This is a genomic window from Amycolatopsis solani (assembly GCF_033441515.1).
In the GTDB taxonomy this organism is placed as follows: domain Bacteria; phylum Actinomycetota; class Actinomycetes; order Mycobacteriales; family Pseudonocardiaceae; genus Amycolatopsis; species Amycolatopsis solani.
This window is the reverse complement of the sequence record NZ_JAWQJT010000001.1, coordinates 3,352,254-3,375,808: the sequence shown is the minus strand read 5'-3', so window position 1 is coordinate 3,375,808 and position 23,555 is coordinate 3,352,254. Positions and strand designations below refer to the sequence as shown.

Here is a 23,555-nt window from a genome sequence, read left to right as displayed (position 1 = left end):
CCGGCCGACGTCGCGAATGACTCATTCGGGACCTCGGAGGTCCCGAATGAGTCATTCGCGGCAGCGGTGGCGGGCAGCCGGCCGGTCGGGGCGCGCATCAGGAGATGCCGAATTCGGTGTCGAGGAGCCGGAACATCTCGTCGTCGTCGGCCGAGTCGAGGCGCTCCGTGATCGACTCGCGGTCCTCGCGCCACTGGGCGAGCAGGACCTCCAAGCGTGCCAGCGCCCGGCCGCGGTCCTCCGGGCCCGCCGACGTCAGGCCGGCTTCGAGGCGGTCCAGCTCCTCGGCGAGCCCGCTCGCCGACGGCTCGACGCGGGTGCGCAGGTGCGCGGCCAGTGCTTCCGCCGTCGGGTGGTCGAAGACCAGCGTGCTCGGCAGGCTGAGCCCGGTCGCGCGGGACAGGCCGTTGCGCAGCTCGACCGACGCCAGCGAGTCGAGGCCGAGGTCGCGCAACGGCTGGCGGACGTCCACCGACTCCGGCGTCGCGTGCCCGAGCACCACGGCGATCTCGCCGCGCACGATGTCGAGCAGCAGCCGGTCCAGTTCGGGGCCCTGGGCGGTGCCGAGGATCTCCGCGACCGCGCCGCCGGAGGGCACCTCGGCCGCCAGCACCTCGCGGACCTCGGGCAGCTCGCCGAGCAGCGGGCTCGGGCGCTGGGCGGTGAACGCCGGCACGAACCGCGTCCAGTCGACGTCCGCGACGACGACCGTCGGCTCGTCCCGCTCGACCGCCGCGATCAGCTCCGCGACCGCCCGTTCCGGCGGCAGGCCGGGCACCCCGCGCCGCGCCATCTGGACGCCGGCCTCGCCTTCGGCCAGGCCCGGACCGGCCCACGGGCCCCAGGCGATCGACGTCGCGGTCAGGCCGCGGGCCCGGCGTGCCTCGGCGACGGCGTCGAGCGCCGCGTTGGCCGCGGAGTACGCGCCCTGGCCGCCACTGCCCCAGGTGGCCGCGATCGACGAGAACAGCACGAACGCGTCGAGTGGGGTGTCCCCGAGCAGCTCGTCGAGGTGCGCCGCGCCCAGCTCCTTCGCCGAGCGGACCCGCGCGAACTCGGCCGGGGACGTGTCGGCCAGGTACTCGGGGTCGGCCGCGCCGGCGGCGTGGAGCACCGCGGACGGCGGGAACTCGGCCAGCAGCGCGGCCAGCGCGGGCCGGTCGGCGACGTCGCACGCGCGGACCGTGACCCGCGCGCCGAGCGCCGTGAGGTCCTCGAGGAGCCCCGGTGCGGCCTGGCCGCGACGGCTGGTCAGCACCAGGTGCTCGGCGCCGTCGGCGGCCAGGCGCCGGGCCACGTGCCCGCCGAGCGCGCCGGTGCCGCCGGTGATCAACACCGTGCCGCGCGGCCGCCAGTCGCGGACCTTCCGCCCGGTCGCCCGGACGAGCCGCCTGCCGAACACGCCGGACGGCCGCACCGCGATCTGGTCTTCGCCGTCGCCGATGACCAGATCGGCGCCACTGCCGAGGTCGACGCACCCGCCCCAGCGGCGCGGGTGTTCGAGCCCCACGACGCGGCCGAGACCCCAGATCCCGGCCGCGGCGGGGTCCACCGGTTCGCCCGGCTCGACCTGGACGGCGTTGCGCGTGACGCACCACAGCGGCGCGTCCCGGCCCGCGTCCCCGAGGGCCTGGACGAGCACGAGGACGTCGGTGGCGTCGGTGAGGTACGACAGCACGCCGTCGGTTTCCGGCAGCCGGGCGGCGAGGTCCGCGCGGCCGATCCCGGCGGGCACCTCCAGCACCGTGACGCCTTCGGGAAGCCGCACGTCGCTGCCTTCCGGGACGACCGCGAGCCACCAGCCCTCGAGCGGCGCCGGGTCGACCGGCTGCCAGGTCACGCGGTAGCGCCAGTCCGTGGTCCCGCCGTCGGCCTCGCCGCGCCAGCGGGCCAGCGCGGGCAGCACCGCGTCCACTGTGGAGTGTTCGACGCCGAGGGTCTCGGCCAGTTCGGTGCCGTCGCCGTCGCGGACAGCGGCCCAGAAGCGCGCGCCCGCCGGGTCGGCCGCCGGAGGCGTGCCCGGGGCGAGCCAGTAGCGCTCGCGCTCGAACGGGTACGTCGGCAGGTCGACCCGCGTGGTCGCGGCACCGAGCAGCGACGTCCACTGTGGACCGGCGCCGCGGACGTGCAGGCGAGCCAGCGCGGCGAGCAGCGTCTCCGCTTCCGGCCGGTCCGCGCGCAGCACCGACACCGCGCCCTCGACCAGCGCCGACAACACGGCGTCCGGACCGATCTCGACGAACGTCGTAACGCCGCCGGCTCGCAGGGCCTCGACCCCGTCGGCGAACCGGACGGTGGCTTCGACCTGGCTCGCCCAGTACGCCGCCGTCTCCGGGCCGGTCCCGCCGGTCGGCACGAACGGCACCGCGGGCGCGGCGAAGGACACCGTTTCGAGGACCGCGCGGAACTCCGGCAGCATCGGTGCCATTAGCGGCGAGTGGAACGCGTGGCTCGTGGCGAGCCGCTTGGTCTTGGCGAAGCGCGCGGCCGCCTCGGCGACGGCGGCCGCTTCCCCGGACAGCACCACCGAGTCCGGGCCGTTGACCGCGGCCAGCGCGACGCCGTCCGGCAGCAACCGAACGTCCTCTTCGGACGCTTGCACCGCGATCATCACGCCACCCCCGGGCAGCGCCTGCATCAACCGGCCCCGCGCGGCGACCAGCGTGACCGCGTCTTCGAGGGTGAGGATCCCGGCGACGTGCGCGGCGGCGAGCTCGCCGACCGAATGCCCGAGCACCGCGTCCGGCCGGATGCCCCACGTTTCGAGCAGCCGCGCGAGCGCGACCTCGACCGCGAAGATGGCCTGCTGCGCGAATTCGGTGCCGTCGAGTTCGGGGCCGCCCGCGAAGACGACCTCCCGGATCCGCGGGTCGGGACACGCGGCGTCGAACGCGGCCGCGAACGCCGGGTACGTCTCGTACAGCTCGCGGCCCATCCCGGCGCGCTGGGAACCCTGGCCGGTGAACAGGAACGCCGTCTTGCCACGTTCGGCGACCCCGGTGATCGCGCCGCGGCCGTCGCGGACCGCGGCGAGCCCGGCGGCCCGCTCCTCGGGCGTCGCCGCGAGGACGACCGCGCGGTGCTCGAAGGCAGCACGCCCGGAAGCGAGAATCCGTGCGACTTCGGCGGGATCGGCCTCGACGGCGAGCAGCCGGCCGGCCTGGGCGCGCAACGCCGGTTCGGTGCGCGCCGACAGCAGCCACGGCACCGGGCCCGCGAATCCCGCCGGTGCGGGGGCGTCCGCCGGCTGTTCGAGGATCACGTGGGCGTTCGTGCCGCTGACGCCGAACGACGACACGGCGGCACGCCGGACGTCGGTCTCGGGCCACGGCGTGGTGCCGGTCAGCAGGGCGACGGCACCGGCCGTCCAGTCCACTTTGGCCGATGGCGTGTCGAGGTGCAGCGTGCGCGGCAGGACGCCGTGCCGCATGGCCTCGATCATCTTGATGACCCCGCCGACGCCGGACGCGGCCTGCGCGTGCCCGATGTTCGACTTGAGCGAGCCGAGCCACAGCGGCTCCGCGCGGTCCTGGCCGTAGGTGGCGAGAACCGCCTGCGCCTCGATCGGGTCGCCCAGCACCGTGCCGGTGCCGTGGGCTTCGACGGCGTCGACGTCCGAAGCGGACAGTCCGGCGTTGGCCAGCGCCTGCCGGATCACCCGCTGCTGCGAAGGCCCGTTGGGCGCGGTGAGGCCGTTGGACGCGCCGTCGGAGTTGACCGCCGAACCGGCGACCACGGCCAGCACCGGGTGCCCGAGCCGCCGCGCGTCCGAAAGCCGCTCCAGCAGGAGCATTCCGGCACCTTCGGCCCACGCCGTGCCGTCGGCGGCGTCCGAAAAGGACTTGATGCGGCCGTCCGGGGCGAGCCCGCGCTGACGGCTGAATTCGACGAACGCGCCGGGGCTCGCCATGACCGTGACCCCGCCGGCGAGCGCGAGCGAGCACTCGCCCGCCCGCAGGGACTGCGCCGCGAGGTGCAAAGCGACCAGCGAAGACGAGCACGCCGTGTCGACGGTCAGCGCCGGCCCTTCGAAGCCGAAGGTGTAAGCGATCCGTCCGGAAAGGACACTGGCGGCGGTGCCGGTGCCGAGGTTGCCGCCGACGTGCTCGGGTGCCTCGTGCAGCGGCGGGCCGTAGTCCTGGGACGCGACGCCGGCGAACACGCCGACGGCGTCACCCCGGACCGTGCGCGGGTCGATCCCCGCGTGCTCGAACGTCTCCCACGCGACTTCCAGGAGCAGCCGGTGCTGCGGGTCCGTGGCCAGCGCTTCGCGGGGACTGAGCCCGAAGAAAGCGGCGTCGAACCCGGCGGCGTCGTCGAGGAAACCGCCGTGCCGGACGTAGGTCCGGCCCGGGCGGCCGGGTTCCGGGTCGTGCAGCCCGTCGACGTCCCAGCCGCGGTCCGCGGGGAACGCGCTGATGGCGTCGGTGCCACTCAGCACCAGATCCCACAGCTCGCTCGGGGACTCGACGCCGCCCGGGTAGCGGCAGCCCATGCCGACGACGACGATCGGGTCGGCCGAACCCACGTGCGCGACCGTTGTTTCGGCCGCCGTTTCGCCCGCGAGCCACGCCGCGAGCGCGGCGGGGGTCGGGTGGTCGAAGACGAGCGTGGCGGGCAGCGTCAGCCCGGTCGCGGTACCGAGCCGGGAGCTGAGTTCGACGGCGGTCAGCGAGTCGAAGCCCAGGTCGGCGAACGCGCGATCGGCGTCGAGGGCTTCGGCGTGACCCAGCACGGCGGCAGCCTCCGCGCGGACCAGGTCGGTCAGGCTCCCGCCTCGCGCGGGCGCCGCCCGGCGGCCGCGAACCGGTGCGCGGCCGTCCGTGCTGAGCCAGAACCGCTCGTGCTGGAAGGCGTAGGTCGGCACCTCGGTGCGTCGCGCGCCGGCGAAGAACGCGGTCCAGTCGACCGGGACGCCGTGGGTGTGCAGGGTGGCGACCGCCGTCAGCAGGGTGGCCGGCTCGTCGCGGTCCGGGCGCAGCGCGACCGCGGTCACGGCGTCGGTGAGGCCACGGGCGATCGCGGTGAGCACACCGTCGGGGCCGAGTTCCAGGTAAGCGGTGACGTCCTGCCCGGCCAGCGTCGTCACGGCGTCGGCGAACCGGACCGGCTCCCGGACCTGCGCGGTCCAGTGCTCCACTGTGGACACATCGGCCGCCTGCCCGGTGCGGGTGGAGACCAGCGGGACGACCGGTGGCCGGAAGTCCAGTGTCCGCAGGGTTTCCGCCAGCGGTTCGAGGACCGGGTCCATCGCGGCGGAGTGGAAGGCGTGGCTCGTCGTGAGCCGCCGGGTCCGGCGCCCCTGGGCCGCCCAGTGCGCGACGACGACGTCGACGGCGTCCTCCGGACCGGAGACGACGACCGCGGCAGGGCCGTTGACCGCGGCCAAGTCGACCTCCGGCGGCAGCTCGAGTTCGGCTTCGCCCGCCTCGATCGCGGCCATGGCCCCGCCCGCGGGCACCGCCGCCATCAGCCGGCCGCGGGCGGCGACCAGCGTGGCCGCGTCGGCCAGGGAGAGCACCCCGGCCAGGTGGGCGGCGGTGATCTCGCCGAGTGAGTGCCCGGCCACGACATCCGGCCGGATGCCCCACGACTCGACGAGCCTGGCCAGCGCGACCTCGACCGCGAACAGCCCGGCCTGCGCGTAGTCGGTGCGGTCGAGCAGCGTGTCGACGTCGGCGAAGACGACGTCCTTGAGCGGCGGCGCGCCGTCCCAGCGGGCGTCGATCTCCGCGCAGACGGCGTCGAACGCGGCGGCGAACACCGGGAACGCGGCGTAGAGCTCGCGGCCCATGCCCGGTCGCTGGGCACCCTGGCCGGTGCAGAGGAAGGCGAGCTTGGTCTCGGCACGGGCCTTGCCCTGGACGAGGCCGGCGGCGGGCCGCCCCTCGGCCAGCGCGGCCAGCCCGGCCTGCAGGTCACCGACGATCACGGCCCGGTGCTCCAGCTGCGCCCGGGTCGTGGCCAGCGAAAACGCGACGTCGACACTCGGCTCGACCTCGCTCAACCGGACGGCCTGCGCCCGCAGCGCCTCGGCCGTCTTGCCCGCCAGCAGCCACGGCCCCAAGCGCCCCAATGTGGCGTTCGGTGCGTCCAGCGCACCCAATGTGGCGTTCGGTGCGTTGGATGCACCCAACGCCACATTGGGGCGCTCTTCGACGATCACGTGCGCGTTCGTGCCGCTGACCCCGAACGACGAGACGCCCGCCCGGCGCGGGCGGTCGCCCGCAGGCCACGGCTGGGGCGACGTGAGCAGGGAGACCGAACCGCTCGACCAGTCGACGTGCGGTGAGCGCTCCTCGGCGTGCAGCGTGCGCGGCAGCATCCCCGCTCGGAGGGCGAGGACCGTCTTGATGATCCCGCCGATCCCCGCCGCGGCCTGGGCGTGCCCGATGTTGGACTTCAGCGACCCCAGCCACAGCGGCGTCGCCCGGTCCTGGCCGTAGGTCGCCAGCAGCGCCTGCGCCTCGATCGGGTCGCCCAGCACCGTCCCGGTGCCGTGCGCCTCGACGGCGTCCACATCGGACGGAACGAGCCGCGCGTCGGCGAGCGCCGCCCGGATGACCCGCTGTTGCGCGGGACCGCTGGGCGCGGTGAGGCCGTTGGACGCGCCGTCGGAGTTGACCGCCGATCCCGCCAGGACCGCCAGCACGTCGTGGCCGTTGGCCTGGGCGTCCGACAGGCGTTCCAGCACCAGGACGCCGACGCCCTCGGCCCAGCCGGTGCCGTCCGCGCCGGCGCCGAAGGACTTGCAGCGGCCGTCCGGGGCGAGCCCGCGCTGGCGGCTGAACTCGACGAACCCGCCGGGCGTGCTCATCACCGACACGCCGGCCGCCAGCGCGAGCGTGGACTCCCCCGCGCGCAGCGACCGGATCGCCAGGTGCACCGCGACCAGCGACGCCGAGCACGCGGTGTCCACCGTGAGCGCCGGGCCTTCGAGGCCGAACGCGTAGGCGAGCCGTCCGGAAAGGACACTCGCGGCCAGCCCGGTCAGTAGGTGGCCTTCGACATCGGCGGGAGCTTCGTGCAGCCGCGGCCCGTAGTCCTGCCCATTGGTGCCCGCGAACACGCCGGTGCGGCTGCCGCGCACGGAATCCGGCGCGATGCCGGCCCGCTCGAACGCCTCCCAGGCGGCCTCGAGCAGCAGGCGCTGCTGCGGGTCCATCGCCGTGGCTTCCCGCGGGCTGAGGTCGAACAGCGCCGCGTCGAACCCGGCGACGTCGTCGAGGAAACCGCCGTGCCGGACGTAGCTGGTGCCGGGCGCCGACTCCGGGTCGTAAAGCTTGCCGAGGTCCCAGCCGCGGTCGTCCGGGAACGCCGTGACGGCGTCGCGGCCCTCGTCGACCAGCGCCCACAGGTCTTCGGGCGAGGTGACGCCGCCGGGGTACCGGCAGCTCATCCCGATGACGGCGATCGGCTCGTGCGCGCGGTCCTCGAGCTCCCGGACGCGGCCGCGGGCTTCGCGCAGGTCGCCGGTGGCGCGCTTGAGGTAGTCGAGGAGTTTCTGTTCGTTCGTCACTTGGCGGCACCCAGTTCTTCGTCCAGCAGGGCGAACATCTCGTCGGCCGTCGCGTCCGCCAGCTCGGCTTCGGCGTCCGGCCCGGCCGCGGCGAGCGTCCGGAGCCGCGTCAGCACGTGGGCGCGCGCGGCGCCGTCGAGGTCACGCAGGCCGGCCTCGAGCGCGTCGAGGTGGCGGTCGAGGCCGGCCGACGGCGTCCCCGACAGCGCTGCCAGCAGGTATTCGGCCAGCGCGGCGGCGGTCGGGTGGTCGAACACCACCGTCACCGGCAGCTCCAGCCCGGTCGCGGCGGCGAGGCGGTTGCGGAGCTGGACACCCGCCGCCGAGTCGAACCCCAGCTCGCGGAACGAGCCGGTCGGCTCGACGTCGTCGGCCGAGGCGTGCCCGAGCACGGCCGCCGCGGCGGACCGGACCAGCTTCACCAGCGTCCGCCGCTGCTCCGCCTCGCTCACCCCCGCCGCTTTCACGTGAAAGTGATCCGGAATACCCGTCTCCACATCACTTTCACGTGAAAGTGCCGCCTGGGTGGTGAGCCAGTAGGTGCGGTGGTCGAACGCGTACGTGGGCAGGTCGATCCGGCGTCCGGCGGGCAGGGCCCAGTCGACGTCGATCCCGCGGACGGCCAGTTCGGCCAGTGCCAGCCGGACCCGGCCGAGGCCGCCGTCGCCGCGGCGCAGCGCACCGGCGACGACCGCGCCCGGCGCCGTCTGCTGCATCCCCAGCGTCAGCACCGGGTGCGGGCTCAGCTCGACGAACGCGGTCCAGCCCTCGGCCAGCACGGCCCGCAGCGCCGGGTCGAACAGCACCGGCTGACGCAGGTTGGTGAACCAGTACTCCGCGTCCAGCCCGGTGGTGTCGAGCACCGACGCGGTCACCGTCGAGACGAACGGGACGTCGGCCGCCCGCGGCCGGATCGGGGCGAGGTCGGCCAGCAGCCGCTCGCGGAGCGAGTCGACCTGCGCGGAGTGGGACGCGTAGTCCACCGGGATCCGCTTCGAGTGCTCGCCACATTTCTCGACCAGTTCGTCCACTGCGGACGGTTCACCGGACACGACGACGGACGCGGCGCCGTTGACCGCGGCGATCGACAGGCCCGGCGTCAGGAGTCCTTCGACCTCGTCGAGCGGCAGCCGGACCGAAACCATGCCGCCCTGGCCGGACAACGCGGCCAGCGCGCGGCTGCGCAGCGCCACCACGCGGGCACCGTCCGAAAGGGACAGCGCACCCGCGACGCAGGCGGCCGCGATCTCGCCCTGGCTGTGCCCGAGCACGGCCGCGGGCCGGACGCCGTGGGCTTCCCACAACGCCGCCAGCGACACCATCACGGCCCACAGCGCGGGTTGGACGACGTCGACGCGGTCCAGCTCGTCCCCGCGGCGCAGAACGCGCAGCAGGTCGAAGTCGGTGAACGGCACCAGCGCGGCCGCGCACTCGGCCAGCCGGGCGGCGAACACCGGAGACGTTTCCAGCAGCTCGCGGCCCATCCCGGCCCACTGGGAACCCTGGCCGGGGAAGACGAACACCGCGTCCGGCCCGGCGTCCGCGATGCCGGTGACCACCGTGGCCGACTCCTCGCCCGCGGCCAGCGCGGCGAGCCCGCGGCGGCGGTCGGGACCGAGCACGACCGCGCGGTGCTCGAACCGGCTGCGCGAAGTCAGCAGCGAGTGGGCGACGTCGAGCGGGTTCTCGTCCACAACGGACAGCAGCCGCGCGGCCTGGCCGCGCAACGCCGTCGCGCTCCGGGCGGACAGCACCCACGGCGCGTCCGGGACGTCCGAGCCGGGCAGGCGTTCCGCCGCGGGCGCCTCTTCCAGGATCACGTGCGCGTTGGTCCCGCTGACCCCGAACGACGAAACCCCGGCCCGGCGCGGCCGGTCCCCGGCGGGCCACGGCCGCGCTTCGGTCAGCAGCGACACCGCGCCCGCGGTCCAGTCCACGTGCGGCGACGGCTCGTCGGCGTGCAGCGTCTTCGGGAGCACGCCGTGCCGCAGCGCCAGGATCATCTTCAGCAGCCCGGCGACACCGGCGGCGGCCTGCGTGTGCCCGAGGTTGGACTTGACCGACCCGAGCCACAGCGGCTCCGCGCGGTCCTGCCCGTACGCGGCCAGCAGGGCCTGAGCTTCGATCGGGTCGCCCAGCGCCGTGCCGGTCCCGTGCGCCTCGACGGCGTCCACATCGGACGATGTCAGCCGCGCGTCGGCGAGTGCCTGCGCGATGACCCGCTGCTGCGCGGGACCGTTCGGCGCGGTCAGGCCGTTGGACGCGCCGTCGGAGTTCACCGCCGTGCCGCGCACCACGGCCAGCACCGGGTGCCCGAGGCGGCGGGCGTCGGAAAGCCGTTCCAGCAGCAGCACACCGGCGCCCTCGGCGAACCCGGTGCCGTCGGCGCCGGCGCCGAACGCCTTGCAGCGCCCGTCGGCGGAAAGCCCGCGCTGGCGCGAGAATTCGACGAACACCGATGGCGTCGCGAGCACTGTCGCCCCGCCCGCGAGCGCGAGCGTGCACTCGCCGCGGCGCAGCGCCTGCACGGCCAGGTGCACGGCGACCAGCGACGACGAGCAAGCGGTGTCCAGCGTCAGCGCCGGGCCTTCGAAGCCGAACGTGTAAGCGATCCGGCCCGACGCCAGCGAACCGGACGTGCCCATCAGCACGCGGCCGGCGAGGTCGGCGTCGGCCGCGCCGGTGCCGTAGTCGGCGTACATCGTCCCGGCGAACACGCCGGTCCGGCTGCCGCGCAGCGACCGCGGGTCGAGGCCGGCGCGCTCGATGGCCTCCCACGACAGTTCGAGCAGCAGCCGGTGCTGCGGGTCGGTGACCTCGGCCGCGGCCGGGGACATGCCGAAGAACCCGGCGTCGAACGCGCCCGGCTCGGCGAGGAACCCGCCGCGGCGGGTGCTGGAGTACCCCGGTGCGTCCGGCCGGTGCAGGCTCTCGACGTCCCAGCCGCGGTCGCCGGGGAACTCGGTGATGGCGTCGGTACCGCCGTCGAGCAGCCGCCAGAGGTCTTCGGGTGTCGTGACGCCGCCGGGGTAGCGGCAGCCGGCGCCGACGATCGCGATCGGCTCCTCGGCCGCGCGCAGCTTCTCGCGGGCCTGGTGCAGTTCGCGGGTGACCCAGCGGAGGTTCTCCAGCACGCGGTCGTCGTGCTCAGCCATGGTTGCCCAGCTCCTTGGAGATGAAGTCGAGTAGTTCGTCGGCCGATGCGGTGCTCAGGTCCTGCACGGAAACGCCCGGTTCGGGCTCGGGCCGTCGCAGCCGCGCGCCGAGGGCGTCGAGCCGGGCCAGCACCATGGCCAGCACGGACTCGTCGACGCCGTCGAGCGCGCTCTCCAGCCGGTCGACGTGGTCGAGCACCACCGGGCGGGCCGGCTCGGTGACCAGCCCGCGTTCGAGGTGCGCGGCGACGGCGGACGGCGTCGGGTGGTCGAACACCAGCGTGGCGGGCAGCCGCACGCCGGTCGCGGCGGTGAGCCGGTTGCGCAGCTCGACCGCCGTCAGCGAGTCGAACCCGATCTCGGCGAACGGCTGCGCGGGGTCGATCGCGGCCGTCCCCTGGTGCCCGAGCACCGCGGCGACCTCGCCCCGGACCAGGTCGAGCAGCACCTTCGGCCGCTCGGCCGCGGGCACGTCGGCCAGCTTGACCCGCGCTTTCACCGGAGTCGCCGGAGCGCGGACGAGCCCGCGCAGCAGCGGCGGGACCGCCCCGAGCCGGGCCGCCGACGTCTCCAGCCGGACCGGGAACAGGACCGCGTCCCCGGCCGCCCACGCCGCGTCGAACAGGTCCAGACCCTGCCGGTTCGACAGCGGCAGCACGCCGGTGCGGCCCAGCCGGCCCAGGTCGGCGCGGTCCAGACCACCGGTCATCGTGCTCGCCTCGGCCCACAGGCCCCAGCCCAGCGACAACGCGGGCAGCCCGCGGGCCCGGCGGTGCCGGGCGAGCGCGTCGAGGGAGGCGTTCGCGGCCGCGTAGTTCGCCTGCCCCGCCGTGCCGAGGGTGCCCGCGACCGACGAGAACAGGACGAAACTGCGCAACGGCAGGTCCGCGGTCAGCTCGTGCAGGTACCGGGCGGCGTCGGTTTTCGGCCGCAGCACGGTGTCGAGCTGGTCCTCGGTGAGCGTGGCGAACGTCGCATCGGCCAGCACACCGGCGGCGTGCACGACCGACGTCAACGGGCGCTCGGCCGGGATCGCGGCGAGCACCTCGGCCAGCCCGGCCCGATCGGCGGCGTCCGCGGCGACGACCTCGGCGGCCGCACCGAGCTCCGCCAGCTCGGCGACGAGTTCGGCCGCCCCCTCGGCCGCCGCCCCGCGACGGCTGAGCAGCAGCAGGTGGCGGGCGCCGTGGGCGAGCACGAGGTGCCGCGCGACGAGCCGCCCGAGCGTGCCGAGCGCCCCGGTCACGAGCACCGTGCCGGCCGGGTCGAGCAGCGGCCCGGTGGCGGCGCGGACGTCCGCACGGGCGAGCGCCGGGACGTACGCGGTCCCGGCGCGCAGGGCGAGCTGGCTCTCGCCGGTGCCGAGGGCGGCGGGCAGGGCGTCGAGCGAACGCGGGTCGTCGTCGACGTCGGCCAGCACGATCCGGCCCGGGTGCTCGGCCTGCGCGGACCGCAGGAGGCCCCACAGCGCGGCGCCCGCGAGGTCGTCTTCGGTCGCCCCCTTGGTCACCACGACGAGCCGGCCGTCCTCGGCCCGGTCCAGCCACTCGCGCACGAGCGCCAGGTGTCGCATGAGGACTTCGCGGACATCGCCGGTTTCGGCCGATACCACCAGGTCGCCCTCGGCGGGTGCGCCGAGTTCGATCGGCTGCCACGTGAGCCGGTACAGCGAGTCCGAGCCGGCGGCGAGCTGCGCGGGCGAGAACGGGCGCAGGGTAAGCGCTTCCGCGGTGAGCACCGGGCGGCCGTCCTCGTCGTCCACCGCGAGCGACACCGCGTCGGGGCCTGCCGGGGAGAGCCGGGCCCGCAGCGCTCGCGCCCCGGCCGCGTGGGCGGTGACCCCGGACCACGCGAACGGCAGGCGCGGGGCGTCGTCGGCGAAGAAGCCGCCGAGCCGGACCGCCTGGGCCGCGGCGTCGAGCAGGGCCGGGTGCACCACGAAAGCGCCGGGCTCGGTCGGGCTGATCTCGGCGTAGACGTCGTCGCCGGAACGCCAGGCGCGGGTCAGGCCCTGGAACGCGGGGCCGTAGTCGAAGCCGTCTTCGGCCGCGGCGACGTAGAACTTCTCGACGTCGATCTCGGTGCCGGTGGGCGGCCAGGTCAGCGCCGGGCGGACGGCCGCGGTGGCCGGGGTGAGCGTGCCCGAGGCGTGCCGGGTCCACGGCCCGTCTTCGGTGCGGGCGAAGATCTTCACGGTGTCCTCGGTGGCGGTGACCTGGATGAGCACCGCGCCGTGCCGGGGCAGCACGAGCGGCGCCTCGACGGTCAGGTCCGCCACCGCGGCGCCGGTTTCGCGGGCCGCGTGCAGGGCGAGGTCGAGGAACGCGGTGCCGGGCAGCAGCGGCGTGTCCAGGACGGCGTGGTCGGCGAGCCACGGCATCGCCCGCAGCGAAAGCCGTCCGGTGAACAGCCGGACGTCCGGGTCGGCGAGCCGGGTCGACGCGGCCAGCAGCGGGTGCCCGGCCGCGTCGAGACCGAGCCCGTCGGCACCGGCCGGCTTTTCGGCGGCGTCGAGCCAGAAGCGTTCGCGCTGGAAGGGGTAGGTGGGCAGGGCGGCGCGGGTGCCCGCGGGCAGTGCCCAGTCGACCGGGACGCCGTGGACGTGCGCCTCACCGAGCGCGGCGAGGAGGCGGACCGGGCCGCCGTCGTTCCGCTTGAGCGTGCCGAGCGCGGTGGTGGTCTCGGCGAGGGCGCTGACGAGGACCGGATGCGGGCTGCACTCGATGAAGACGTCGTGACCTGTTTCGACGAGCAGTTCGGTGGTGCGAGCGAACTCGACCGGCTGACGGAGGTTCCGGTACCAGTACCCGGCGTCGAGGTCGGCGGTGTCGGTGAGCTCACCGGTCACCGTTGAGAAGAACGGGATGTCGCCGTGCTTCGGCCGGACCGGGGCGAGCACGCGGGCCAGCTCGTCCTCGAGGAGTTCGACGTGGGCCGAGTGGGAGGCGTAGTCGACGGCGATCCGCTTGGCCGGGATGTCCTGCCGCAGCAGCTCTTCGAGGGCCTCGGCGTCCCCGGACACGACGGTCGAGGCGGCACCGTTGACCACGGCGACGGTCAGGGTGTCCCAGGGCGCGATCAGTTCGCGGACCCGGTCCGCCGGAGCGGCCACGGACACCATGCCGCCGCGGCCGGACAGCGCCAGCAACGCCTTGCTGCGCAATGCGACCACGCGGGCACCGTCCTCGAGGGACAGTCCGCCGGCGACGACGGCCGCGGCGATCTCGCCCTGCGAGTGCCCCACGACGGCGGCGGGCTCGACGCCGTGCGCGCGCCAGACGGCCGCGAGCGACACCATCATCGCCCACAGCGCGGGCTGGACCACGTCGACCCGCTGGAGGTCGCCGTCGAGGACGTCGAAGAGGTTCCAGTCCACAAAGGATTCCAGGGCCGCCGCGCACTCCGCCATCCGGGCCGCGAAGACCGGCTCGGTCTCGAGGAGTTCGCGGCCCATCCCGGCCCACTGCGAGCCCTGGCCGGGGAAGACGAACACGACCCGGCGGCCCGCCCGCGCCACGCCGGCGCCGCTGCCCCGCTCGGCCAGCGCGGTGAGCCCCGCGCGGAGGTCACCGGTGACGACGGCGCGGTGGTCGAACGCCGACCGCGCGACCAATGCCCGCGCGACCCCGGCGGTGTCGCCGTCCACCAGCGGCAGCAACCTTCGAGCCTGCTCCCGCAGCGCCGGCTCACTCCGGGCGGAGAGCACCCAGGGCACGGCGGGCTCCGAGCGCCCCAATGTGGCGTTCGGTGCGTCAGACGCAACCAACGCCACATTGGGGCGCTCGGGGGCTTCGAGGATCACGTGGGCGTTCGTGCCGCTGATGCCGAACGACGACACCGCCGCACGTCGCGGACGTGTGACCTCGGGCCAGGCGCGGTTCTCGGTGAGCAGCTCGACCGCACCCGCGGTCCAGTCCACGTGCGGGGACGGCTCGTCGACGTGCAGCGTCTTGGGCAGCACGCCGTGCCGCATCGCCTGCACCATCTTGACGACCGCGCCGACCCCGGCGGCGGCCTGGGTGTGCCCGACGTTCGACTTGAGCGAGCCCAGCCACAGCGGCGTTTCCCGGCCCTGGCCGTACGTCTCCAGCACGGCCTGCGCCTCGATCGGGTCGCCGAGCGGGGTGCCGGTGCCGTGCGCCTCGACGGTGTCCACATCGGACGGCGTCAGGCCCGCGGTCGCGAGTGCGGCGCGGATCACGCGTTGCTGCGACGGCCCGTTCGGGGCGGTGAGGCCGTTCGACGCGCCGTCGGAGTTGATCGCGGAGCCGCGCAGGACCGCGAGCACCGGGTGCCCGTTGCGGCGGGCGTCGGACAGGCGTTCCAGCAGCAGCATCCCCGCGCCCTCGGCCCAGGCGGTGCCGTCGGCGGCGGCCGCGAAGGGCTTGCAGCGGCCGTCCGGGGCGAGCGCGCGCTGGCGGCTGAACTCCACGAACGAGCCCGGCGTGGCCATCACCGCGACGCCGCCCGCGAGCGCCAGCCCGCATTCGCCCTGCCGCAGCGCCTGCGCGGCGAGGTGCAGCGCGACCAGCGAGGACGAGCACGCGGTGTCGACCGTGACCGCCGGGCCTTCGAACCCGAACGTGTAGGCGACGCGGCCGGAAACGACACTGCCGGAACCGCCGGTGAACGAGTAGCCCTCGGCTTCCTCGGGCAGCGGGGCCAGGCGCGCGGTGTAGTCGTGGTACATCGCGCCGGCGAAGACGCCGGTGCGGCTGCCGCGCAGGCCCAGCGGGTCGATCCCGGCGTTTTCGAAGGCCTCCCAGGAGGTTTCGAGCAGGAGGCGCTGCTGCGGATCCATCGCGGTGGCCTCGCGCGGGCTGATGCCGAAGAACTCGGCGTCGAACTGGCCCGCGTCGTGCAGGAACCCGCCGCGCGTGGTGTACGTGCGGCCAGGGCGATCGGGATCGGCGTCGTACAGCGCCTCGACATCCCAGCCGCGGTCGACCGGGAACTCGCTGATCGCGTCCCGGCCGTCGACGACCAGCTGCCACAGCTCGTCGGGGCTGGTCACGCCGCCGGGGAACCGGCAGGCCATGCCGACGATGGCGATCGGGTCGCCCGCGACGGCCGTTCGCGGGGTGGTTTCCGCGGTTTCGGTGGTACCGGCCAGTTCCGTGTGCAGGCGGTCGATCACCGCGGCCGGGGTCGGGTGGTCGAACAGGAGCGTGGCGGGCAGCCGGAGACCGGTCGCGGTGGCCAAGCGGTTGCGCAGCTCGACCGAGGTGAGCGAGTCGAAACCGATCTCCTTGAACGCCTTGCCCGGCTCCACCGCGGCCGGGTTCGCGAGCCCGAGCACGGCCGCGACCTCGGCGCGGACGACGTCGGCGAGCCCGGCGGCGGTCTTGGTGACACCCCGGCCGGCCCGCGGGCGGACGACGCCCCACAGCAGCGACGGGACTGTGCCCGCGGCGCGCAGCCCGGCTTCGTCGATCCGGAGGGGCACCAGCAACGCGTCCCCGGCACCGCGGGCGGTGTCGAACAGGTCGAGCGCGTCCACAGTGGACAACGTGCCGACACCGGTGCGGGACATCCGGGTCCGGTCCGCGGCGGCGAGCCCGCCGCCCATGCCGTCGGCCGTCTCCCACAGGCCCCAGGCGAGCGCGGTGGCCGGTAGCCCCGCGGCGCGCCGGTGCGCGGCGAGCGCGTCGAGGAACGCGTTGGCGGCCGCATAGTTCGCCTGCCCCGCCGTGCCGAGCAGGCCGGAAACCGAGGAGAACAGGACGAACTCAGTGAGCTCGCCGGTCAGCTCGTGCAGGTTCCAGGCTGCGTCGACCTTGGCGCGCAGGACGTCGTCGAGCTGCTTCGTCGTGAGTGTCTCGATCGGACCGTCGGCCAGCACTCCGGCGGCGTGCACGACGGCGGTCACCGGGTGCTCGGCCAGCACCGCGGCCAGCGCGTCGCGGTCGGCGACGTCGCAGGCGGCGAGGGTGACCTCCGCGCCGAGCGCTTCGAGCTCGGCGACCAGTGCTTCGGCGCCTTCGGCGGCGGGGCCGCGGCGGCTGACCAGCAGCAGGTGCCGGACGCCCTGGCCGGCGAGCCGCCGGGCGAGCGCGCGGCCGAGCCCGCCGGTCGCGCCGGTGAGGAGGACGGTTCCGCCGGGCACCGGGACGGCGTCCGGCACGGTGGCCCGCGCCAGCCGCGGGACGAGCACCACGCCGTCGCGGTGGGCCAGCTCCGGCTCACCGGTGGCCGCGGCGGCGGCGATTTCCGCCGGCGTCAGCTCGGAATCGGTGTCCAGGAGCACGAACCGATCGGGGTGCTCGGTCTGGGCCGAGCGGACCAGACCGCGCACGCCCGCATCGGCGAGCTCGCCGGTCAGGAAGACGAGCCGGGCGCCGTCGAACCGGGCGTCGGCGAGCCAGGCGCGGATCAGGCCGAGCGCGTGGTTCGTGGCGGTGCGCACGCGGTCCGGCACCGCGCTTGTCCCGGATCGGGTGCGCACCGCCACGAAGTCGGGGACCTCGCCGATCTCGTCGAGGCCGGTGGCGAGCAGGCAAGTGGCTGTCGTGGCCGGCACGGGCACCGGCGTCCAGCTGACGCGGTAGAGGTCGTCGCGGGAGACGGTGGCCGTCAGCTGGTTCGCGGCGACGGGCCGCAAGGCCAGCGCGCCGACCTCGGCGACCGGAGCACCATCGGTGTCCACAATCGACATTCCGCCGGCTTCGGTGTACCGGACGCGGATCGTGCTCGCGCCGGCGGCGTGCAGGCGGACGTCGTGCCAGGAGAACGGGATCCGGCCCGCTTCGACGCCCTCCGGGTCGCCGAACGCGACGACGTGCAGGGCGCCGTCGAGCAATGCGGGGTGCAGGCCGTAGTCCGCGGCCTCGGCGACGCGGTGTTCGGGCAGCGCGACCTCGGCGAACAGCTCGTCGCCCCGCCGCCAGACCGCGCGCAGGCACTGGAATTCGGGGCCGTAGCCGAAGCCCGCGTCCGCGATGCGGTCGTACCGGCCGTCGAGGTCGACCGGCTCGGCGCCATCGGGCGGCCAGACCGGTTCCGGCGCGGGCACGGCCCCGCCGGCGGAGGCGTACCCGGCGGCGTTGCGGGTCCAGCCCGCGGTCACCGACGGCTGGTCGGGCCGCGACGAGACGGCCACCGCGCGGCGGCCGGACTCGTCAGGCGCGCCGAGGGACACCTGGAGCTGGACGCGGCCATCCGCGGGCAGGACCAGCGGGGTTTCCTGGACGAGCTCGTCGAGCCGGTCGCAGCCCGCCTGCCCGGCGGCGAGCAGCGCGAGCTCCACGAAAGCGCTGCCGGGCAGGAGGTTCGCGCCGAGGACGACGTGCTCGGCCAGCCATGGCTGGGTGCGCACCGAGAGGAGCCCGGTGAACAGGACGCCGTCGGTGCCCGCGACCTCGGCGCCCCCGCCGAGCAGCGGGTGGCCGGTCGGGGTGAGCCCCGCGGCCGCGGCATCGGCGCGCAGCGAGCGCAGCGGCAGCCAGAACCGCTGCCTTTCGAAGGGATAGGTCGGCAAGTCCACTGTGGACGTCGTGACGGCCGGGGTGCCGAGCACGGCCAGCACCGGGTACACGGCCTCGACGTCGTCCCGATCGGACCGGAGCGACGGCAGGAAGTCCCCGTCCGGCAGGCAATCGCGTCCCATGGCGGTCAGCACGCCGTCGGGGCCGAGTTCGACGAAGGTGGTGACACCGGCGTCGGCCAGGCGGGCGACAGTGTCGGCGAAGCGGACGGTCTCGCGGACGTGCCCGACCCAGAACCCGGCGGTCGCGGGATCGCCGTCGACGCTCAGCGGGATGCGGGCCGGGTGGAACGTGACCGACTCGGCGACCTCGCGGAAGGCGTCGAGCATGCCGTCCATGGCCGGGGAGTGAAAGGCGTGGCTGACGGTGAGCCGCCGGGTCCGCCGTCCGAGTCCGGCGAAGTGCGTTTCGACCGCCGCGACGGCGGTTTCGTCCCCGGCGACGACGACCGCCATCGGGCCGTTGACCGCGGCCAGGGCGACGTCGAAGGGGCGGACCTCGTCCTCGGTCGCTTCGACGGCGGCCATCGTCCCACCGGCGGGCAGTGCGTCCATGAGCGCGCCGCGGGCGGCGACGAGCCGGGCGGCGTCGGCGAGGTCGAGGATCCCGGCGACGTGCGCGGCGGCGAGTTCGCCGATCGAGTGCCCGGCGACGAAGTCCGGGTGGACGCCGTGGTGCGCGAACAGCCGGAACAGCGCCACCTCGACGGCGAAGAGCGCGGGCTGGGTGTAGGCGGTGCGGTCGAGGAGGGTGGTGTCGTCGGCGAAGACGACGGTCTCGAGTGGACGGTCCAGGTGCGGGTCGAGCGCGGCGAAGACCTCGTCGAGGGCGGCGGCGAAGACCGGGTCGGCTTCGTAGAGGGGCTGGGCCATGCGGGCGCGCTGGGAGCCTTGGCCGGTGCAGAGGAAGGCGAGCTTGCCGCTCGAGACCCGCACCACCCCGGTCCCGTGCTCGGCCAGCGCGTCGAGCCGGCCGTCCACGATCCCCGCGCGGTACTCGAACCGGGTCCGCTCAGCGAGGGTCGCCGCCACCTCCCCGGCGGTCAGTTCGGGGTGCGCGAGGAGGTGTTCCCGCAGCTCACGCGCCTGCCGCCGGAGCGCCTCCGGACTCTTGGCGCTGAGCACCCACGGCACGCCGGCCCCCAAGCGCCCCAATGTGGCGTTCGGTGCGTCCAGCGCACCCAATGTGGCGTTCGGTGCGTTGGATGCACCCAACGCCACATTGGGGCGCTCCGGAGCCGCTTCCAGGATCGCGTGGGCGTTCGTGCCGCTGATGCCGAACGACGAGACCGCCGCACGCCGGGGGCGCGCGACCTCCGGCCAGGCGCGGTTCTCGGTGAGCAGCTCGACCGCACCCGAGGTCCAGTCCACGTGCGGGGTCGGCTCGCCGACGTGCAGCGTCTTCGGCACGATCCCGTGCCGCATGGCCAGCACCAGCTTGAGCACGCCGCCGATCCCGGCCGCCGCCTGGGCGTGGCCGATGTTCGACTTCAGCGACCCGAGCAGGAGCGGCTCCGCGCGGTCCTGGCCGTACGTCGCCAGCACGGCCGACGCCTCGATCGGGTCGCCCAGGACCGTGCCCGTGCCGTGCGCTTCCACGACGTCCACATCGGACGCCGTCAGCCCGGCGTCCGCCAGTGCCGCGCGGATCACGCGGCGCTGCGCCGGGCCGCTCGGGGCCGTCAGGCCGTTGGACGCGCCGTCGGAGTTCACCGCCGTGCCGCGGACCAGTGCCAGGACCGGGTGGCCGTGGCGCCGCGCGTCGGACAGCCGCTCCAGCAGCACCACGCCGGCGCCTTCCGCCCAGCCCGTGCCGGACGCGTCGGCCGAGAACGCCCGGCAGCGGCCGTCGGCGGACAGGCCGCCCTGCTTGGCGAACTCCACGAACATCCCCGGCCCGGACAGCACCGTGACGCCGCCCGCGAGCGCCAGCCCGCACTCCCCCGCGCGCAGCGACCGCACCGCGAGGTGCAGCGCCACCAGCGACGACGAGCACGCCGTGTCCACCGTGAGCGCCGGGCCTTCCAGCCCGAAGACGTGCGCGACGCGGCCGGAGATCAGGCTCGGCGTCGTTCCGGTCAGCAGGTGGCCGTCCTCGGCTTCGTGCAGCCGCGGGCCGTATTCGTGCGAGGTCGCGCCGAGGAAGACGCCGTCGCGGTGGCCGCGGACGGTCTCGGGGCGGATGCCCGCGCGCTCGTACGCCTCCCACGCCGCTTCCAGCACCAGCCGCTGCTGCGGGTCCATCGCGAGCGCCTCGCGCGGGCTGATGCCGAAGAACGCCGGGTCGAACTCGGCCGCGCCGGTGAGGAACCCGCCCTCGCGGACGGCGTCGCTGTCCCAGCCGCGGTCCGGCGGCGGCGGGGACACCGCGTCCCGGCCCGAAGCGACCAGCTCCCACAGGTCGTCCGGCGTGCGGACGTCGCCGGGGAACCGGCAGGCCATGGCGACGATCGCGATGGGCTCGTCCGACGCGGCCGCGAAGTCCTCCTCGACCTCCGACGAACCGGACAGGTGCGCGGCCACGGCCTCGGGCGTCGGGTGCTCGAACAGCAGCGTCGCCGGCAGCGCGCGGCCGGTCGCCTCGGCGAGCCGGTCACGCAGCTCGAGGCCGGTCAGCGAGTCGACGCCGAGGTCGCGGAAGCTGCGCGCGGGGTCGACGTCGGCTGCCGACGCGTACTCCAGCACGGCCGCGACCTCGGCGCGGACCAGGTCGAGTGGAACGAGCGGGTCCCCGGTTCCCCGTTCGGGGACCCGCTCGGCAACCGGGCCGGCGGTCAGGATGTCCCGCCGGTCCGGCAGCCAGTAGCTCGCACGCTGGAACGGGTACGTCGGCAGCTCGACGCGATTGCCGTCCCAGGGTGCGAAGATCGCCGCCCACGCCACCTCGCGGCCGGTGACGTGCAAGGCGGCCAGCGCCCGCAGCAGCGCGGCGGTCTCGGACCGGGCGCCGCGCTGGGCCGGCACGACGTCGGCGTGCGCGACGGTCGCGCGGGCCTGCTCGGTCAGCACGCCGGCCGGGCCGAGCTCGACGAAGTCCGTGACCCCGGCGGCTTCGAGGGTCCGGACGCCGTCGGCGAAGCGGACGACCTCCCGCGCGTGCCGCAGCCAGTATTCGGGTGTACCCAGCTCAGCCGTCGCGAGGCGGCCGGTCAGGGTGGAGACCACCGGGATCTTCGCGTCCGCATAGGACAGTCCACTCGCGACCCGGCCGAACTCCGCCAGCATCGGCTCGATCCGGGCGGAGTGGAAGGCGTGGCTGACGGTGAGCCGCTTGGTGCGGTGCCCGCGCGCGGCCAGCTCCGCCGCGGCGGCGAGGACGGCGTCCTCGTCACCGGACAGCACGACCGCCGACGGCCCGTTCACCGCGGCGAGCGAGACGCGCTCGCCCAGCAGCGGCCGGACGTCGGCTTCGGCGGCCGCCACCGCGACCATCGCCCCACCGGCGGGAAGCGCTTGCATGAGCGTGCCGCGGGCGGCGACCAGCCGGGCCGCGTCGGCCAGGGAGAGCACGCCGGCGACGTGCGCGGCGGCCAGCTCGCCGACCGAGTGCCCGGCGACGAAGTCCGGCCGCACGCCCGCGGCTTCGAACAGCCGGAACAGCGCCACCTCGAAGGCGAACAGCCCGGCCTGGGTGTAGCCCGTCCGGTTGATCGAGTCGTCGAGGACGACCTCGGCCAGCGGCCGGTCGAGCAGGCCGTCGAAAGCCGCGCAGGTGGTGGCGAACGCCGCCGCGAACACCGGGAAGGATTCGGCCAGCTCGCGGCCCATCCCGGCGCGCTGGCTGCCCTGCCCGCTGAACAGGAAGGCGAGCGCACCCCGCTCGGCCACCCGGCCCCGGACGATCTCGTGCGCGCTGCCGCCTTCGGCGAGCGTGCGCAGGCCGCCGAAGAGCGCCGCGCGGTCACGGCCGACGACGACGGCCCGGTGCTCGTGGTGCTTCCGCGTGGTGGCCAGCGACAGCGCGACGTCCACGGTGTCCATTTCGGACGTGGAGGACAGCCGGTCCGCTTGATCCCGCAGGGCTTCCGGCGTGCGCGCGGAAAGCAGGAACGGCAACGCGTGCGGAACGTCGGGCGCCGTCTTCTCGCGCGCGGGCGACTCCTGCACGACGATGTGGCAGTTGGTCCCGCCCATGCCGAACGACGACACCCCCGCCACGAGCGGGCGGCGGGACTCGGGCCAGCCCGACAACGACGTCTGGACCCGCAGACCCAGTTCCGCCAGCGGGAGCGCCGAGGTCTCGAAGCCGGGGGTGGGCGGCAGTTCCCGGTGCCGCAGCGCGAGAACCACCTTGACCAGCCCGGTGATCCCGGCCGCGGCTTCGGTGTGGCCGACGTTCGCCTTCGCGGATCCGACGGCCAGCGGCGCGTCCACCCGGCCGAGGACCCGGCCCAGCGCGGCGGCTTCGACCGGGTCGCCCGCCTTGGTGCCGGTGCCGTGCAGCTCGACGTACTGGACCGCGCGCGGGTCGAGGCCTTCGTAGGCCCGCCGCAGTACTTCGGCCTGGCCGTCGGCGTCCGGGGCGGTGAGACCGGCCCCGCCGCCGTCGTTGCCGACCGCGCCGCCGAGGATCACCGCGTGCACCAGATCGCCGTCCGCGACGGCCTGGGCGAGGGGCTTGAGGACGACGACCGCGCCGCCCTCGCCGCGCACGAACCCGTTGGCGCGGACGTCGAAGACGTGGGCGGTTCCGTCGGGGGAAAGCCCGCCGAAGCGCTCGGCGAGGAGCGTGTTCTCCGGCACGAGGTTGAGGTGCACCCCACCGGCGAGCGCGACCGCGCATTCCCCGCGGCGCAGGCTTTCCACGGCCTGGTGCACCGCGACCAGCGACGACGACTGTCCGGAATCGACGGTGAAGCTCGGCCCGCGCAAGCCGAGCGCGTAGGAGACGCGGTTGGCGATCAGGCCGCGGCGGACGCCGGCCATGGAGTGCCGCGTCACGGCGTCCGCACCGGCGCGGTCGAGGAGGGTGGCGTAGTCGTCGGAGGCGGCGCCGAGGAAGACGCCGGTCCGCGGCCCCGGCACGAAACCGGCGTTTTCCGCGGCCTCCCAAGCCAGTTCGAGCACCAGCCGCTGCTGCGGGTCGATCGCGGCGGCTTCCCGCGGCGAGATCCCGAAGAACGCGGGGTCGAAGTCCGCGACCCGATCGAGGTACGCCGCCGGCGGCGCGCCGGGGGAGGAGGCGCGGCCGGCGGGCGGTGCCCCGATCGCGTCGCGGCCTTCGCGGAGCAGGGCCCAGAACCCGGCGGGGTCCCCAGCCGCGGGCAGCCGGCAGGACAGGCCGACGATCGCGATCCCGTCCGGCATGGACCCTCCTCACGGTTTTCTTGCGGTACCCGGAAAAACTAGAAGGGACGGCTTCTGCTTCGCTTCCACCGGCTTCCCCGGCCCTGAAAGT

General features: G+C 75.1%; 3 protein-coding genes. All 3 read right to left on the bottom strand.

Annotated features, from left to right (window positions below; translation table 11 throughout):
• Positions 1-97: 97 nt before the first annotated feature.
• Genes SD460_RS16400 through SD460_RS16390 form a run of 3 tightly spaced genes read right to left on the bottom strand, consistent with a single transcriptional unit; the run spans position 98 to position 23,464 of the window.
• Positions 98-7,519: a type I polyketide synthase gene (locus SD460_RS16400; RefSeq protein ID WP_318306322.1), complete on the bottom strand. Its 7,422-nt coding sequence runs from the start codon at positions 7,517-7,519 to the stop codon at positions 98-100.
• Entirely contained in the window at positions 7,516-10,674 is a 3,159-nt protein-coding gene (locus SD460_RS16395) for a type I polyketide synthase (RefSeq protein ID WP_318306321.1), read from the bottom strand. Before SD460_RS16395 ends, SD460_RS16400 begins: the two co-directional genes overlap by 4 nt.
• Positions 10,667-23,464 (bottom strand): SDR family NAD(P)-dependent oxidoreductase, encoded by a 12,798-nt coding sequence (locus SD460_RS16390; RefSeq protein WP_318306320.1) that lies wholly within the window; start codon positions 23,462-23,464, stop codon positions 10,667-10,669. The genes SD460_RS16395 and SD460_RS16390 overlap by 8 nt, the downstream gene beginning before the upstream one ends.
• Positions 23,465-23,555 lie beyond the last annotated feature (91 nt).

Excerpts from the sequence above, each read along its gene's own strand:
- SD460_RS16395 (WP_318306321.1), bottom strand. The coding sequence starts at position 10,674 with ATGGCTGAGCACGACGACCGCGTGCTGGAGAACCTCCGCTGGGTCACC.
- SD460_RS16390 (WP_318306320.1), bottom strand. The coding sequence starts at position 23,464 with ATGCCGGACGGGATCGCGATCGTCGGCCTGTCCTGCCGGCTGCCCGCG.